General features: G+C 67.4%; 13 protein-coding genes and 1 tRNA gene. 8 read left to right on the top strand and 6 right to left on the bottom strand.

The features are described from left to right. Window positions 1–11 precede the first annotated feature (11 nt). Entirely contained in the window at window positions 12–365 is a 354-nt protein-coding gene (locus DFR49_RS13880) for a RidA family protein (RefSeq protein ID WP_119036215.1), read from the top strand. A 274-nt stretch (window positions 366–639) separates the two neighbouring features. Here the strand turns inward: DFR49_RS13880 and DFR49_RS13885 are convergent. Further along, window positions 640–726: transfer RNA gene (locus tag DFR49_RS13885), tRNA-Leu, on the bottom strand. Window positions 727–819: 93 nt separating this feature from the next. Here DFR49_RS13885 and DFR49_RS13890 point away from each other — a divergent pair. From DFR49_RS13890 to DFR49_RS13920, 7 genes are all read left to right on the top strand, one after another. Further along, window positions 820–1,761, top strand: coding sequence for a complex I NDUFA9 subunit family protein (locus DFR49_RS13890; protein ID WP_119036216.1), 942 nt, complete (start codon window positions 820–822; stop codon window positions 1,759–1,761). Between the two features lie 49 nt (window positions 1,762–1,810). Next, window positions 1,811–2,617 carry an undecaprenyl-diphosphate phosphatase gene (locus DFR49_RS13895; protein WP_119036217.1) on the top strand — a complete coding sequence of 269 codons (807 nt, stop codon included), beginning with the start codon at window positions 1,811–1,813 and terminating at the stop codon, window positions 2,615–2,617. Window positions 2,618–2,781: 164 nt separating this feature from the next. Then, window positions 2,782–4,248, top strand: coding sequence for an NAD(P)-dependent oxidoreductase (locus DFR49_RS13900; protein ID WP_119036442.1), 1,467 nt, complete (start codon window positions 2,782–2,784; stop codon window positions 4,246–4,248). Beyond that, window positions 4,245–4,835 (top strand): DUF2059 domain-containing protein, encoded by a 591-nt coding sequence (locus DFR49_RS13905; protein ID WP_119036218.1) that lies wholly within the window; start codon window positions 4,245–4,247, stop codon window positions 4,833–4,835. The genes DFR49_RS13900 and DFR49_RS13905 overlap by 4 nt, the downstream gene beginning before the upstream one ends. Next, on the top strand, window positions 4,832–9,352 hold the full coding sequence (gltB, locus tag DFR49_RS13910) for a glutamate synthase large subunit (RefSeq protein ID WP_119036219.1): 4,521 nt from the start codon (window positions 4,832–4,834) through the stop codon (window positions 9,350–9,352). The genes DFR49_RS13905 and gltB overlap by 4 nt, the downstream gene beginning before the upstream one ends. A 43-nt stretch (window positions 9,353–9,395) precedes the next feature. After that, window positions 9,396–10,067 carry a glutathione S-transferase family protein gene (locus tag DFR49_RS13915; RefSeq protein ID WP_119036220.1) on the top strand — a complete coding sequence of 224 codons (672 nt, stop codon included), beginning with the start codon at window positions 9,396–9,398 and terminating at the stop codon, window positions 10,065–10,067. Next, window positions 10,067–10,411: a tRNA-binding protein gene (locus DFR49_RS13920; protein WP_119036221.1), complete on the top strand. Its 345-nt coding sequence runs from the start codon at window positions 10,067–10,069 to the stop codon at window positions 10,409–10,411. Before DFR49_RS13915 ends, DFR49_RS13920 begins: the two co-directional genes overlap by 1 nt. A 36-nt stretch (window positions 10,412–10,447) precedes the next feature. Here the strand turns inward: DFR49_RS13920 and DFR49_RS21735 are convergent, their stop codons facing one another. The 5 genes from DFR49_RS21735 to DFR49_RS13940 form a co-directional block, all read right to left on the bottom strand. Next, on the bottom strand, window positions 10,448–10,666 hold the full coding sequence (locus tag DFR49_RS21735; protein WP_147373699.1) for a hypothetical protein: 219 nt from the start codon (window positions 10,664–10,666) through the stop codon (window positions 10,448–10,450). Between the two features lie 148 nt (window positions 10,667–10,814). Further along, window positions 10,815–11,537: an acetoacetyl-CoA reductase gene (gene phbB, locus DFR49_RS13925; protein WP_119036222.1), complete on the bottom strand. Its 723-nt coding sequence runs from the start codon at window positions 11,535–11,537 to the stop codon at window positions 10,815–10,817. A gap of 53 nt (window positions 11,538–11,590) precedes the next feature. Continuing rightward, complete coding sequence (hemH, locus tag DFR49_RS13930) at window positions 11,591–12,598, bottom strand: ferrochelatase (protein ID WP_119036223.1); 1,008 nt, start codon at window positions 12,596–12,598, stop codon at window positions 11,591–11,593. After that, a complete protein-coding gene (locus DFR49_RS13935; RefSeq protein WP_119036224.1) occupies window positions 12,595–14,832 on the bottom strand; it encodes a xanthine dehydrogenase family protein molybdopterin-binding subunit in 2,238 nt (745 codons plus the stop codon). The genes hemH and DFR49_RS13935 overlap by 4 nt, the downstream gene beginning before the upstream one ends. A gap of 183 nt (window positions 14,833–15,015) precedes the next feature. After that, window positions 15,016–16,731, bottom strand: a complete 1,716-nt coding sequence (locus DFR49_RS13940; RefSeq protein WP_119036225.1) for a class I adenylate-forming enzyme family protein — start codon at window positions 16,729–16,731, stop codon at window positions 15,016–15,018. Between the last annotated feature and the right edge of the window lie 13 nt (window positions 16,732–16,744).

The following is a 16,744-nucleotide window of genomic DNA, read 5'->3' on the forward strand; positions in this document are numbered from 1 at the left end:
AGGAGCGACAGATGACCATCCAGCGTATCGAGCGCGGTTCACGCATGAGCCAGGCCGTTATTCATGGGGACACGATCTATTTGGCCGGGCAGATCGGCACACCCGGCAAAAGCGTTGCCGCGCAGACCCAAGAGGTTCTCGCCAAGATCGAAGGGTTGCTTGCCACTGCCGGCAGCAGCAAGGATCATATCTTAATGGCGACGATCTGGCTCTCGGATATGGCCGATTTCGCAGAGATGAATACGGTTTGGGATGCGTGGATTGCCGATGCCGCCGCCCCTGCCCGGGCAACCGGCGAGGTCAAACTCGCGACACCTGATTATAAGGTCGAGATCATTGTTGTCGCCGCCAGGATGGATAAGTAATTCATGCGAGATGCGTACCGGCCGTTCTCGGTAAGGACGTTGGCATCTTTCCCGGCATGTTGATGTAGCCCGGCATCATCGCCGGAGCCCGCCCCCGCAACGCGCTTGCCGCCACGTCCCAGCCGAACCTCCCTCGGCGAGGCCGAAGACGATCGCGCCGACCTCCGTCGTGCCATAGCCGCCGGTAACGGTAGCGTTGGGAAGGCCGAGCGCGCGACGTCACCTGGCCCGCGACTGCGCGTGAGACGTCGACGGACATCAATCGACTGGAAAATGGTGCCCAGAAGAGGACTCGAACCTCCACGCCCTTGCGAGCGCCAGCACCTGAAGCTGGTGCGTCTACCAATTCCGCCATCTGGGCACGGGGTAGGCGGCGCGCTCTAGGTGAGCGTGGCGCGCCTTGTCAACTGCCTGCTCGGTGGGGCAAGGGGATCGCGAACGACACGAGGCGGACATGAACGACAGACTGGTTACGCTCATCGGTGGTGGCGGGTTCGTCGGCCGCTATGCGGCGCAGGCGCTGCTCAAGGCCGGCGCGCGCGTGCGGATCGCGCAGCGCGATCCCCGCCAGGCCTGGTTTCTGAAGCCGCTCGGCGGGCTTGGGCAGACGCAATTCGTCGCCGCCGACGTGCGCCGGCCCGATAGCATCGCGCGTGCCGTCACCGGCGCGGATGCGGTGATCAACCTGGTCGGGGTGCTGAATGGCGATTTCCAGGCGCTCCATGTCGAGGGCGCGCGGCACGTCGCCGAAGCCTGTGCCGCCGCCGGGGTCGAGGCGCTGGTGCAGCTCTCGGCGATCGGCGCCGATCGCGAGTCGCCCGCGGCCTATGGCCGGTCGAAAGCGGCCGGCGAGGCGGCGGTGCGCGCGGCTTTCCCCGCCGCCACGATCGCGCGGCCGTCGATCGTGTTCGGGCGCGAGGATCGCTTCGTCAACCGGTTCGCGGAGATGATCGCGGCGGCCTCCGCGATGCCGCTGGCGCGGATCGTGCCGGTGGTGCGCGCCGATACCAGATTCCAGCCGGTTTATGTCGGCGACGTGGCGCGCGCGCTGGTGACCGCGCTCGCGGCACCCGAGGCGTTCGGCGGCAAGACGATCGAACTGGGCGGGCCGGACGTATTGTCGATGCGAGCGCTGCTGCAATGGATCGCGGGCGCGATCGGCCGCGATCCGACGTTCGTCGACCTGCCCGACCCGGTCGCGCGGATCGTCGCGGCGTTGCCGGGTACCCCGATCACGCGCGATCAACTGCTGATGCTCGCGCGCGACAATGTGGTGACCGGCGCGAACGGCCTCGACGCTGTGGGGGTGGTGCCGACGCCGCTCGCCGCGGTCGCGCCTGCCTGGCTCGTCCAGTATCGCCGCAGCGGCCGCTTCGGCACGAAGGCCGTAGCCTGACATTCTCTCCCGCGCCTGCCGCACCGACGGCGGCGCCCTGTTCGAGGAAATGCCTTTGAGCGATCTTCTCGTCGTCATCCTCCTCGGTATCGTCGAGGGGCTCACCGAATTCCTGCCGGTGTCGTCGACCGGCCATCTGATCCTCGCGGGCGAATTGCTCGGCTTCAAGGGCGCCGTCTCGACGACGTTCGATATCGTCATCCAACTGGGCGCAATCCTCGCGGTGATCGTGCTCTACTGGCGGCGCTTCTGGCATGTCGCCGCGGGGTTGCTGGGGTGGCAGCGGGGCGCGGTCGCGTTCACGCGCAACATCCTGCTCGGCTTCCTGCCCTCGGCGGTGATCGGCCTGTTCGTCTACAAGATGGTCAAGGCGATGCTCGAACAGCCGATCATCGTCGCGGTGATGCTGATCGTCGGCGGGGTCGCGATCCTGCTGATCGAACGCGCGGTCAAACGCACCCCGGTGGACAGCGTCGAGGCGATGCCGACCCGCACCGCGCTCGGTATCGGTATTGTCCAGTGCCTGTCGATGATCCCCGGCGTCAGCCGGTCGGGGGCGACGATCATGGGCGCGCTCGCGCTCGGGGTCGATCGCAAGACCGCGGCCGAATTCAGCTTCTTCCTCGCGGTGCCGACGATGCTCGCCGCCTCGGGCTACGATCTGCTCAAGAGCCACGAGGCGCTGACGAGCAACGACTGGCTGGCGATCGCGATCGGCTTCGTGGTCTCGTTCATCGTCGCGCTGCTGGTGATTCGCTGGTTCGTCGGCGTCGTCACGCGGCACGGTTTCGCGCCCTTCGCCTGGTATCGGATCGTCGCGGGCGGCGTGGCGCTGGTGTGGCTGCTGGCAAGATGATTCCGTATCGGACCTATAATGACGAAAGGCGTCGCGATAAACCAACGGGAATCCGAGGCATCGCATAAATAAGGACATATATACTGTCCTAAAGACCGTTTTGTTCGTGACTCGGCCGCGTTCGCGCACTAAAGCACCCGCATTCTCTTGGATGTGGGGCGATGATGGCGCACGGCACGATGCAAAGGTTCGTGGATCGCGAACAGGCCTATCCGGCCAAGCGCTCGGCCGAGGAGCGTGCGCGTGACTTTCGTGAGATCGCCGACCGTTACGATACCGACACCGCGCGCAAGCAATCGGCGCGCTGCTCGCAATGCGGGGTGCCGTTCTGCTCTGTCCACTGCCCGCTGCACAACCACATCCCCGATTGGCTGCGGCTGACCGCCGAGGGCCGCGTGCGTGAGGCGTATGAGCTGAGCAACAGCACGTCGACCATGCCCGAGATCTGCGGCCGCATCTGCCCGCAGGATCGGCTGTGCGAGGGCAATTGCGTCACCGAATTCACTGGCCACGGCGCGATCACGATCGGCGCGGTCGAAAAGTTCATCACCGATACCGCGTGGGATGAAGGCTGGGTCGAGCCGCTCCATGCCGGGCCGGCACGCGGGCAATCGGTGGGCGTGATCGGCGCCGGGCCTGCGGGGCTGAGCGGGGCCGAATATCTGCGCGCGGCCGGATACGAGGTCCACGTCTACGATCGCTACGATCGGCTCGGCGGGCTGCTGACCTATGGCATCCCCAGCTTCAAGCTCGAAAAATACGTGATCGATCGGCGGATCGAGCGATTGCGCGAAGGCGGGATCGTCTTCCACGAGAATTTCGAGGTCGGCCGCGACGCCACGCTCGAGCAATTGCGCACCCGCCACGATGCGATCCTCGTTGCCACCGGCGTCTACAAGCCGCGCGCGATCCGCGCGCCCGGCGTCGGCAGCGCGGGCGTGGTCGAGGCGCTCGACTACCTCATCGCCTCGAACCGCAAGAGCTATGGCGATGCCGTGCCTGCGTTCGACGACGGCCGGCTCGATGCGGCGGGCAAGCGCGTGGTGGTGATCGGCGGCGGCGATACCGCGATGGATTGCGTGCGCACCGCCATCCGGCAAGGGGCAAGCTCGGTCAAATGCCTCTATCGCCGCGACCGCGCCAACATGCCCGGCTCGCAGCGCGAGGTCGGCAATGCCGAGCAGGAAGGCGTCGAGTTCGTCTGGCTTTCAGGCCCGGTGGCGTTCGATGCCGAGGGCGATGACGCCGCCGGCGCCGTCACCGGTGTTCGCGCGCAGCGGATGCGGCTGGGGCCGCCCGACGCCAGCGGCCGGCGCGCGCCCGAGCCCGATCCGGGCAACACCTTCGTCGAGCCCGCCGATCTCGTCATCAAGGCGCTCGGCTTCGATGCCGAGGATCTGCCGGTGATGTTCGACGCGCCCGAACTCGGCGTCACGCGCTGGGGCACCTTGCTCGTCGATCGCCGGATGATGACCAATCTCGACGGCGTGTTCGCCGCCGGCGACATCGTGCGCGGCGCCAGCCTCGTCGTCTGGGCGATCCGCGACGGCCGCGACGTCAGCGAGACGATGCATGACTGGCTGAAGGCGAAGGCGGTGTCGGATGCCGCACGGGAAAGGGCTGCGGCATGATCCCGCGATTGGCGACGATCGCTGTCGCACTCGCGATCCCGGCGACAGCGCAGGCGCAGGATGCGGCATCGCCGGCCATCGAGCGCGCCGCTGCCGTCGATCCCGCGGCGTTGGCCGCTGCGAAGCACCTGATCGTGACCATGAAGCTCGATGCGACGCTCGATCGCATGTTCGTCGGGATGAGCCCGCTCTTCGCGGAAAGCGTGATCGGCATGCTGAGCCAGAATCCCGCGACCAAAGCCGGTATGGACAATCTGCTTGCCAATGGCGAGGGCGGGCACGACCGGTTCGTCGCGATCCTGTCGCAGGAATTCATGACCTCGCTCAAGGCACGCTACCCCGAGATCGAGGCGGCGGTCGCGCACGAATATGCCGCGCGCTTCACCGCTGTGGAACTCGACGAGATCACGGCATTCTACTCGAGCGGCACCGGGGCGAAGGTGCTGCGGCTGATGCCCGAAATCCAGCAGGTGACCGCCGCCGCGGGCCGCACGATCGGCCAAAAGGCGGGTGAGGAAGCCGGCAGGCGCGCCTTCGAGCGCGCGGAACGTGAAATGCTCAAGATCAACGATCGGCCCTCGACATGACCCAGACCGACCAACGCACCCGCCTCGCCCGTGAGGGCATGTACCGCCCCGATCTCGAATCGGATGCCTGCGGCGTCGGCCTCGTCGCCGCGACCGACGGGCGCGCGTCGCGGCGCGTCGTCCAGTCTGCGATCGATGCGCTGAAGGCGGTGTGGCACCGCGGCGCGGTCGATGCCGACGGTAAGACCGGCGACGGCGCGGGGCTGCATATCGATCTGCCGACCGCCTTCTTCGACGATGCGATCACCTCGTCGGGGCACAAGGCGATGCCCAATCGCCTCGCGGTCGGCATGATCTTCCTGCCGCGCACCGATCTCGGCGCGCAGGAAACGTGCCGCACGATCGTCGAAACCGAAGTCATCAGTGCGGGCTACACGATCTACGGCTGGCGGCAGGTGCCGGTCGATGTGTCGGTGATCGGCCAGAAGGCGCAGGCGACGCGCCCCGAGATCGAGCAGATCATGATCGCCGGGCCGATGCCCGACGAACAATCGGCGGCCGAATTCGAAAAGAACCTCTATCTGATCCGCCGCCGGATCGAGAAGCGCGCGATCGCCGCGCAGGTGCAGGGCTTCTACATCTGTTCGCTGTCGTGCCGCTCGATCATCTACAAGGGGCTGTTCCTCGCCGAATCGCTGTCGGTCTTCTATCCCGATCTCGTCGACGATCGTTTCGTCAGCCGCGTCGCGATCTTCCACCAGCGCTATTCGACCAACACCTTCCCGCAATGGTGGCTGGCGCAGCCGTTCCGCTGCCTCGCGCACAATGGCGAGATCAACACGATCCGCGGCAACAAGAACTGGATGGCGAGCCACGAGATCAAGATGGCGAGCCTCGCCTTCGGCGCGCATTCGGAAGACATCAAGCCGGTGATCCCGGCGGGCGCGAGCGACACCGCCGCGCTCGACGCGGTGTTCGAGACGATCTGCCGTGCGGGGCGCGATGCCCCCACCGCCAAGCTGATGCTGATCCCCGAGGCATGGGGCGAGCAATCGCACATGCCGCCCGCGCACATCGCGATGTACCGCTATCTGGCGAGCGTGATGGAGCCGTGGGACGGCCCGGCTGCGCTGGCGATGACCGACGGCCGCTGGGCGGTCGCGGGGATGGACCGCAACGCGCTGCGCCCGTTGCGCTACACGCTCACCGACGACGGCCTGCTCGTGGTCGGCTCGGAAACGGGGATGGTCGTGGTGCCCGAGACGAGCGTGGTCGAAAAGGGGCGGCTCGGCCCCGGCCAGATGATCGCGGTCGATCTCGACGAGGGCCGCGTCTTCCACGATTCAGAGATCAAGGATCGGATCGCGGGCGATGCCGATTACGCCGCGATGGGCGCCGATTTCATGACCATCGCCGATCTCGACGATCCCGCCGCACCATCGCCCGCCTGTCCGTACGATCGCGCCGAGCTGGCGCGGCGTCAGGTCGCCGCCGGGCAGACGCTCGAGGATATGGAATTGATCCTCGCGCCGATGGTCGAGACCGCCAAGGAAGCGGTCGGCTCGATGGGCGACGATACCCCGCTCGCGGTGATTTCGGACAAGCCGCGGCTGATCAGCCAGTTTTTCCGCCAGAATTTCTCGCAGGTCACCAACCCGCCGATCGATTCTTTGCGCGAACGCCATGTGATGTCGCTCCACACGCGCTTCGGCAATCTCGCCAACATTCTCGATCCGGCGGGGCGGCAGAGTCGCGTGCTGGTGCTCGATTCGCCGGTGCTGACGTGTGCCGACTGGGATCGACTCAAATCGCATTTCACCGCCGCCGCGGCCGAGATCGATTGCACTTTCGAAACCGGCGGCGGGCCGGAGACGCTGCGCGCCGCGATCCAGCGCATCCGCGACGAGGCCGAGCAGGCGGTGCGGCAGGGCAAGAGCGAAATTTTCCTCACCGACGAAAATGTGGGGCCGGATCGCGTAGCGATTCCCGGCGTGCTCGCCGCCGCTGCCGTCCATACGCACCTCGTCCGCAAGGGGCTGCGCTCGTACGCCAGCGTCAACATCCGCACCGCCGAATGCCTCGATACGCATTATTACGCGGTGCTGATCGGCGTCGGCGCGACCACGGTGAACGCCTATCTCGCCGAAGCCGCGATCCTCGATCGCCACGCGCGCGGGCTGTTCGGCGATCTCGCCGCCGCCGATTGTCTTGCCAACCACCGCAAGGCGATCGAGGAAGGACTGCTCAAGATCATCTCGAAGATGGGGATCGCGGTGATCTCGTCGTACCGCGGCGGCTATAATTTCGAGGCGGTGGGCTTGAGCCGCGCGCTGGTCAACGATTTCTTCCCCGGCATGCCCGCGAAGATTTCGGGCGAGGGCTATGCCTCGCTCCACCTGAATGCCACGCTGCGCCACGAAAAGGCGTTCGATACCGCGGTCGCGACGCTGCCGATCGGCGGCTTCTACCGCCAGCGCCACACCGGTGAGACGCACGCCTATTCGGCGCAGTTGATGCACCTGCTCCAGACCGCGGTCTCGACCGACAGCTATTCGAGCTATCTGCAATTCTCGCGCGGGGTGGCCGATCTGCCGCCGGTCTATCTGCGCGATCTGCTCCAGTTCAACTTCCCCGATGAAGGCGTCGCGGTCGATCAGGTCGAGCCGATCACCGAGATCCGCAAGCGCTTCGTCACGCCGGGGATGAGCCTCGGCGCCTTGAGCCCCGAGGCGCATGAAACGCTGGCGATCGCGATGAACCGGATCGGCGCCAAGGCGGTCTCGGGCGAGGGCGGCGAGGATAAGGCGCGCTACACTCCCTATGAGAATGGCGACAACGCCAATTCGGCGGTCAAGCAGATCGCCAGCGGCCGGTTCGGCGTGACGGCGGAATATCTCAATTCCTGCGACGAGATCGAGATCAAGGTCGCGCAAGGCGCCAAGCCCGGCGAGGGCGGGCAGCTTCCCGGCTTCAAGGTCACCGAATTCATCGCGAAGCTGCGCCACGCGACGCCGGGGGTGACGCTGATCAGCCCGCCGCCGCACCATGACATCTATTCGATCGAGGACCTGGCTCAGCTCATCTACGATCTCAAGCAGATCAATCCGCGCGCGCGCGTCTGCGTCAAGCTCGTCTCGTCGGCGGGGATCGGCACCGTCGCGGCAGGAGTCGCCAAGGCGCATGCCGACGTCATCCTGATCGCCGGGCACAATGGCGGCACCGGCGCGTCCCCGCAGACCTCGATCAAATATGCCGGCACGCCGTGGGAAATGGGGCTGTCCGAGGTCAATCAGGTGCTCACGCTCAACGGCCTGCGCGGCCGCGTGCGGCTGCGCACCGATGGCGGCCTCAAGACCGGGCGCGACATCGTCATCGCCGCGATCCTCGGCGCCGAGGAATACGGCATCGGCACATTGAGCCTCGTCGCGATGGGCTGCATCATGGTGCGCCAGTGCCATTCGAACACTTGCCCGGTGGGGGTATGCACGCAGGACGAGCGGCTGCGCGCCAAGTTCGTCGGCACGCCCGAAAAGGTCATCAACCTGATGACCTTCATCGCCGAGGAAGTCCGCGACATCCTCGCGCGGCTCGGCGTACGCAGCCTCGACGAGGTGATCGGGCGCACCGAATTGCTGCGTCAGGTCAGCCGCGGTGCGGAACATCTCGACGATCTCGATCTCAACCCGATCCTCGCCAAGGTCGATGCCGACGAGAACGAGCGCCGCTTCTCGCTGCCCGGCTTCCGCAACGAGGTGCCCGACAGTCTCGACGCGCAGATCATCAAGGATGCCGCCGCGGTGTTCTCGCGCGGCGAGAAGATGCAGCTCACCTATTCGGTCCGCAACACCCACCGCGCGGTCGGCACGCGGCTGTCGAGCGAGATCACGCGCACGATCGGCATGGCGAAGCTTGCCGACGGTCATGTCACCGTGCGGCTCCGTGGCTCGGCGGGGCAATCGCTGGGCGCGTTCCTGTGCAAGGGCATCACGCTCGAAGTGTTCGGCGACGCCAACGATTATGTCGGCAAGGGGCTGTCGGGCGGAATCATCGCGGTGCGCCCGGTGGTCAGCTCGCCGCTCAAGAGCCAGGACAACACGATCATCGGCAATACCGTGCTCTACGGCGCCACCGCGGGCGCGCTCTATGCGGCAGGGCAGGCGGGTGAGCGGTTCGCGGTCAGGAATTCGGGCGCGCATGTCGTCGTCGAGGGCTGCGGCGCCAATGGCTGCGAATATATGACCGGCGGCATCGCGGTGGTGCTCGGCGTGATCGGCGCCAATTTCGGCGCCGGGATGACCGGCGGCATGGCCTTCGTCTACGATGCGGACGACAGCTTCGCCCGCAAGGCCAACCCCGACAGCATCGTCTGGCAGCGGCTCGCCTCGGCGCACTGGGAAACGATATTGCGCAACCTGATCGACGCGCATGTCGCCGCAACCGACAGCGCCTGGGCGGCGGGGCTGCTCGACGATTGGGATCGCGTGCGCGGCCGGTTCTGGCAGGTGATACCCAAGGAAATGCTGGAACGCCTCCCGATGCCGCTCGACGAGACCGAGCAATTGGTCGCCGCCGAATAGCGAGGCCTTCCGCTTCGTCGGCGGGTGCAGTAACGCCAGGGGCATGTGGCAACTCTATCAATTCCCGCTGTGTCCCTTTTCGCGCAAGGTGCGCCTCCTGCTCGGCGAAAAGGGCGTGGGGTACGAACTCGTGCGCGAATCGCCGTGGCAGCGCCGCGACGAATTCCTCGATATGAACCCCGCCGGGCAGACGCCGGTGATGGCCGATCCGGACAAGAACCTGCTGCTCGTCGATTCGATGGCGATCTGCGAATATTTCGAGGAGACGGTCGAGAAATCGTCGATGATCAGCGGCACCGCGGCCAACCGCGCCGAGATCCGCCGGCTCGTCTCGTGGTTCGATACCCAATTCTACGGCGATATCGTCGCGCCGCTGCTCCACGAACGGATGATCAAGCGGCTCGTCCATCGCGCCGCGCCCGACGCCAAGATGCTGCGCGAGGCGATGAAGGCCGCGCTCCAGCATCTCGATTACACCGATTACCTGCTCGATCATCGCCACTGGCTCGGCGGCGCGACGATGACGCTCGCCGATCTCGCCGCCGCCGCGCAGATCTCGGTCGCCGATTATCTCGGCGGGATCGACTGGAAGGGGCACGAGGCGACCGCGGGCTGGTATCGCGGGTTCAAGAGCCGGCCGAGCTTCCAGCCGCTGCTTGCCGAGCGGATGGAGGTGATCAGCCCGCCCGCGCATTACGCGGTGCATGATTTCTGATGGCCACCGCGCAAGCCAGCTTCGACCATTTCCTGAAAATCGACATCCGCGTCGGCACCGTCGTCGCGGCCGAGCCGTTCCCGGAGGCGCGCAAGCCCGCGTTCAAGCTGGTGATCGATTTCGGCCCCGAGATCGGCCGCAAGCGCTCGTCGGCGCAGATCACCGATCACTACACGCTCGAATCGCTGGTCGGGCGTCAGGTCGCGGCGGTGGTCAATTTCCCGCCGCGCCAGATCGGCCCGATGATGTCGGAAGTGCTGACGCTGGGCTTTGCCGATGCTGCCGGCGGCATCGTCCTGATCGCGCCCGACCAACCCGTGCCCGACGGCGCGCGGTTATGTTGATGCTGGTTTGATCCATTTGCGTGGTGATGGCGTAGCTTACAAACCTTCGGGTGATTCAATCGGGCGGCATCGATAGCTGGACGGCATTGTAGGATCGGCGCCATCGATTAGCTCCATATCGGAGCGTACTCCGCAACTCTCTGCCGCCTCCGCCACCGCATCGGCCTGCGCCTCAATGCGCGCAACCATCCGATCGCGTTCGGTGGATACGCAGGCGGCGAGCATGGCACATGCGATGATGACCGCAAGCCTCACTCCTGCCTCTCCTTTGGCTTATGCTGCACCAGCTTCCCCAGCCGCTCTTTGAGGCGTTCGGGGGTCGTCGTCGGTTTTAAGGTTGCGCGCGGCTCACTTGAATTTGTCGAGCTGCGAAAGTTTGTCGGCCCCGTCCGCTCCGCTTCAATCAATACATATGCTGGCCGCCGTTGATCGACAGCGTTGATCCGGTCACGAACCCCGCATCCTCGGCGCACAGGAACGCGACGCCACGCGCGATCTCGTGCGCCTGGCCGAGCCGCCCGACCGGGATTTTCGCGACGATCTTCTCCAGCACGTCGGCGGGGACGGCGGCGACCATATCGGTATCGATATAGCCCGGCGCGATCGCATTCACCGTGATCCCGGCGCGCGCGCCCTCCTGTGCCAGCGCCTTGGTGAAGCCGTGAATGCCCGATTTGGCGGCGGCGTAATTGACCTGGCCATATTGCCCGGCCTGGCCGTTGATCGAGCCGATGTTGACGATCCGTCCCCATTTGCGCTCGCGCATCCCCGGAAACACCGCCTTGGCCATGTTGAAGCAGCCGCCCAGGTTGGTCCGCATCACGTCGTCCCACATCTCATAGGTCATCTTCGGCATCGTGCCGTCGCGCGTGATCCCGGCATTGTTGACGACGACGTCGATCGGGCCAAGCTCGTCGGCGACCTGCTGGCAGCCCTTCTGGCAGGCGTCGAAATCGCCGACATCCCATTTGTATGCCTTGATGCCGGTGCGTGTCGTGAACGCCTTCGCGCGCTCGTCATTGCCCGCGTAATTGGCGGCGACGGTCATGCCCGCTTCCTTGAGCGCGAGGCTGATCGCCTCGCCGATGCCGCGGGTGCCGCCGGTAACGATCGCAACGCGTGCCATGCCTCTCTCCTTGTCTCGGGTGCGGCGCCGGACGGCCCGCCTACCCCCGAAAGCTATGCCGGACCGGCCCACCCTTCAAGCTCGCGCGCGAGCAATGTTTCGAGCAGCGCGATTCCGTCCGCGCTGTCGTTCAGGCACGGCAGATAGGCGAAATCGGTGCCGCCCGCCGCGTGGAAAGTCTCGCGGCCCCGAATCGCGAGTTCTTCCAGCGTCTCGAGGCAATCGGCCGAAAACCCCGGCGCGACGATCGCGACGCGGGTGACGCCCTTGGCGGGCAGCGCGGCGAGCGTCGCGTCGGTCGCGGGTTCGAGCCATCGGGCGCGGCCGAAGCGCGATTGGAACGCGACCGTCAGCTCGTGCCCCAGCGCCTCGCCCAGCAGCCGCGCGGTCTTGCGGCAATGGCAATGATAGGGATCGCCGAGGTCGAGCGTGCGCTGCGGCATGCCGTGGAAGCTCGCGACGATCGCCTCCGGCACGAAATCGAGCTGCCCCAGCGCCGTCTCCACCGACGCGGCGAGCGCGGCGATATAGGCGGGGTCGTCGTGATAGGGCGGCAGCGTGCGCACCGCCGGCTCCCAGCGCATCTGCGCCAGGCTCGCGAACGCGCGGTCGTTGGCGGTCGCGGTCGTCGCCGCGCAATATTGCGGATAGAGCGGGGCGAGCAGGATGCGCTCGCACCCGGCCGCCTTCATCGCGCGCAGCCGATCGGGGATCGCGGGGTTGCCGTATCGCATCGCCCAGTCGACCAGCACGTCCGCCCCGAACGCGCCGTTCAGCGCATCGGCCTGCGCGCGCGTGATCACCGCGAGCGGAGAGCCCTCGTCGCGCCAGATCTGAGCGTAAGCGTGCGCCGACTTCTTCGGCCGGGTGTTCAGGATGATCCCGCGCAGGATCGGTTGCCAGACGATCGGCGGGATTTCGATCACCCGCCGATCGGACAGGAATTCGGCCAGATAGCGCCTGACGGCCCCCGGCTCGGGGGCGTCGGGGGTGCCGAGATTGATCAGCAGCACGCCGATGCGCGCGGGCGGCAGCGGCGGATGATCGGCGGGCGGCGTCATGCGTCGTCGGGCCGCAGCGGCAGCGATCGCAGGCGCATGCCCGTCGCCGCCTGGATCGCGTTGGCGATCGCGGGCGCGACCGCGGGCACGCCGAGTTCGCCGACGCCGCCCGGATCGGCCTCGCTTCGGATCAGCTCGACGGTGATGTCGGGCGTGTCGGCGAGCAGCGGCAGGCCGAGATCGCCGAAGCCGCGCGCATCGGCGAGGTTGTCGGTGAAGCCCGTGGCGGCCCCCAGCGCGGTCGCCATGCCGAAGATCAGCCCGCTTTCGATCTGCTGGCGGACGACGTCGGGGTTGATCAGCCGCCCGCAATCGACCGCCGCCACCAGCCGGTCGACGCGCGGGCGCCCGCCCTCCAGCCGCGCCTCGGCGAGCACGGCGATATAGCTGCCCCGGAAGCGGTGGCACGCGATCCCCTGTCCGCTGCCCGCGACGCCCCCTTGCCAGCCGCCGAGCGCGGCGGCGGTCGACAGGCAGCGCGCCAGCCGCGCGTCGCCGCCGAGCATCGAAATCCGGAACGACAGCGCCTCGGTGCCGGAGACATGCGCCAGCTCGTCGACGAAACATTCGTTGAAGAAGGCCGTATAGCCGTGCGCCCCCCCGCGCAGATGGCCGGTGGGCACGCCGATCTCGGCGGGGTGGTGATCGACCGCGTAATGCGGGATGCGATAGAAGGGTTCGGCGCCCGCCACCGCATAAGCGTCGCCCATGCCGGGCAGCGCGCGCGCCGCCGTGATCGCGGGGTCGCGCGGCAGCAGCCGTCGGGCGAGCGCCGTGCCAGTGGCGGGCGCGGCGATCTTGGCGAGCCAACCCAGCAGCCCGCCGTTGGCGCCGAGCCTTCCCGCCATCCGCGCCGCGGCGGCGGGGCGGTAGCGATCGTGGCGCAGATCCTCGATCCGCGACCAGACGAGCTGCACCGGCCGCTTGAGCCGGTCGGCGAGCAACGCCGCCTGTTCGGCCACCTGATGTTCCAGATTGGCGCCGAACCCGCCGCCGACCAGCATCGGATGCACCGTTACGCGATCCTCGGCGATCCCCAGCGTCGCTGCCGCCGCCGCGCGCGCGAGGCCTGGCGCCAGCGTCGGCAGCCACAATTCGAGGCCCTTGTCGGTGCGCTCTGCGGTCGCGGTCATCGTCTCGATGCCGGCGTGGACGCCCAGCGCGACGCGGTAATCGGCGGTGACGATCTGCGCGTCGCGGAACGCGGTCGAAAGGTCGCCCGCCTTGGCCATCCGCTCGCCCTTGCCGTCGAGCGCAGCGTCGAGCGCGGCGTCGATCGACGCCGAATCGACGATCGCGCCCTTGGTTTCGAAGCGCGGGGCGAGCGCGTCGAGCGCGCGGTTCGCGGCCCACCAATTGTTGGCGACGGCGGCGACCCAGCGCGGATTCTCGATCACCGCCGATACGCCGCGGATGCGATCGGCTGCGTCGCGATTCGTCCGGACCAGCCGTGAATCGCCCACCGGCCCTTGCCGGATCGCGGCATAGACCATGCCGGGCAGCCGGATGTCGCCCGCGAAATTGGCCGATCCGTCGACCTTGGCGGGGACGTCGATCCGGGGCAGCGACTGGCCGTATAGCCGGTCGCTCTGGCCGCCGCGCAGCGGCAGCGGATCGGGCACGTCCTCGGCGGCCGCGGCGGCGGCGAGATCGCCGAAGCGCAGCCGGTCGGCGCCGTGGACGACGAAGCCGCCGGCGGTGCCGCACGCCTGCCAGTCGACGTTCCAGCGCCGCGCGGCGGCCTTGCACAACGCGACGCGCGCGGCCGCCCCGGCGACGTGGAGCGCGCTCTCGAACCTCCGCACCGAACTCGATCCCGCCGTCAGCATCAGCAGCGCGTGTTCGGCGTGCTGCGCGCGCAGCCCCTTGGGCAAGGCGTCGAACAGATCGCCGAACAATTCGCCGGCGGCGATCGGGTTGGCGTAGAGCGGGTTGAGCGGCGCCGCCTCGACGCCGACGGTGCGCCAGTCGGCGCCAAGCTCGTCGGCGATGATTTGCGGCAGCGTGGTATACACGCCTTGGCCATGCTCGGCCTGCGGCACCGCGACCACGATATGCCCGTCCTCGCCGATCTTGAGCCACGCGCCCATGATATGCTCGCCGCGCGCCGCGGTCAGGTTGGGCGCATAGGTGCGTGGCCACACCGCCCAGGCGATCAGCAGCCCGACGCCGGCGCCGCCGCCGATCAGCAGCGTGCGGCGGCTGAACTGCCCCTGTTTGTCGTCATCGGCCATGCACCCGACGCTGTAGCCGATCGCCCGCGGCACTCAAACCGTTCGTGCGGCACCTGTCGAATCGCTTCTCCTACCTCCCCGGCGAAGGCCGGGGTCCAGTATCGGACCGCTCGTAACTGGACCCCGGCCTTCGCCGGGGAGGTGAATGAAGGGTGGCTCCGCAGGCGATAAGCGCCCACGCGTTCAGCGCGGTAAGGGAGAATCGCCTTCAGCCGCGGCCAGCGCCCGGTAATGCGCGCGCAAGGACACCTTGTCGATCTTCTCGGTGCCCAGCCGGGGCAGCGGATCGGGCGATATCCACAGACGCGCGGGCAGCTTGAACGCCGCGATATGCTCGGCCAGATACGCGCACAATTCGTCATCGGTCGGATGATCGCCCGCGCGATAATGGATGACTGCCCCCGGCACCTCGCCATATTTGTCGTCCGCCAACCCGAACACCGCGCATTCGGCCACCGCGGGGTGGTGATAGATCGCCGCCTCGACCTCCAGGCACGAGATGTTCTCGCCGCCGCGGATGATGATGTCCTTCTTGCGATCGACGATGAACAGATAGCCGTCCTCGTCGAGCAGGCCGATGTCGCCGGTCAGGAAATAGCCGTCGTCGGTCACCGCGCTGCGCGTCGCGCCCTCGTCGTTCCAATAACGCTTGAAATTGCATACCGATCGGATCGCGATCTCGCCGCGCGCACCCTGTGGCACCGGCCGCCCGGCGCCGTCGAGGATCGCGAGATCGACCAGCGGCGCCGAGGCACGCCCGGTCGAATCGGGCTTGGCGAGATAATTGTCGCGCCAATTGCCGCAGCCGACCGCGTTGGTCTCGGTCAGCCCGTAGCCGATCAGTGGCGCCGCCCCGCCCATTTCGTCCTTGATTCGCCGCACATGCTCCACCGGGCGCGGCGCGCCGCCGGCCGCAAAATCGGTGACTTTCGAAAGATCGTATGTCGCGCGGTCGGGATGCGTCAGGATTTCGTAGCTCATCAGCGGCACGCCGACGAAATAGGTGATCGCCTCGGCCTCGATCAGCCGCATCGCCTCGCCGGCATCCCATTTGGGCATCAGCACGAGCTTGCGCCCCATCGCGAAGCTCTGGAGCATCACCGGAATCTCGGCGGTGACGTGGAACAGCGGCACCGTGAGCAAGGTCGCCGGCTGGCCCTCGGGCGGGTTGCCCTGTTCGGTCGCGATGCCGAGCATCACCAGCGCCTGCGCCAGATAATTGTAGGTCGCCTGCACCACCGCGCGGTGATCGGAGAGCGCGCCCTTGGAGCGCCCCGTCGATCCCGAGGTGAACAGGATCGTCGCATCGTCGTCGCCGGTCAGCGCGGGCAGCGCCGCGTCTCCGCCTGCGGGACTCGTGACCGGCGCCAGCGCCTCGGCGAGCCGGGGGCGATCGTCGATCGCGATCACTGTCGTCGCCAATCCGGCCCCGGCGATGCGCTCGCGGCGCGGCGGATCGGCGAACACCAGCCCGCAATCGACGTCGCGAATGGCCTCGGCCAGTTCCTCGGCCTGCCACCAGCCGTTGAGCAGGCACGCGATCCCGCCCGCCATCAATACGCCCATGTAGAGCGCGATCCACGATGGCGAATTGCGCATCGCGATCCCGACGCGGTCGCCCTTCGCGACGCCGAACCCGGTCACCAGCGCTGTCGCCACCCGCTCGGCTTGCGTGTAGATTTCAGCGAAGGTGATCCGCTCGTCGCCCGCGACAAGGAAGGTCGCGTCGGCGTGCTCGCGGCAATAATGCGCGAAATAGTGCGGCAGCGCGGGCGGGGCGCTGGCGATCATCGGCAGGCGCCGGCCGCCCAGCACGATATCGGCCAGCGGCAGCGGGCCGCCGGCACCGGTCAATCGTGCGATTCCCGCATCCATCCGCCGGTCCAGATCGGTCGCCATGCCTCTCCCCTTG

This window comes from Hephaestia caeni (assembly GCF_003550065.1).
Taxonomy (GTDB): Bacteria; Pseudomonadota; Alphaproteobacteria; order Sphingomonadales; family Sphingomonadaceae; genus Sphingomonas; species Sphingomonas caeni_A.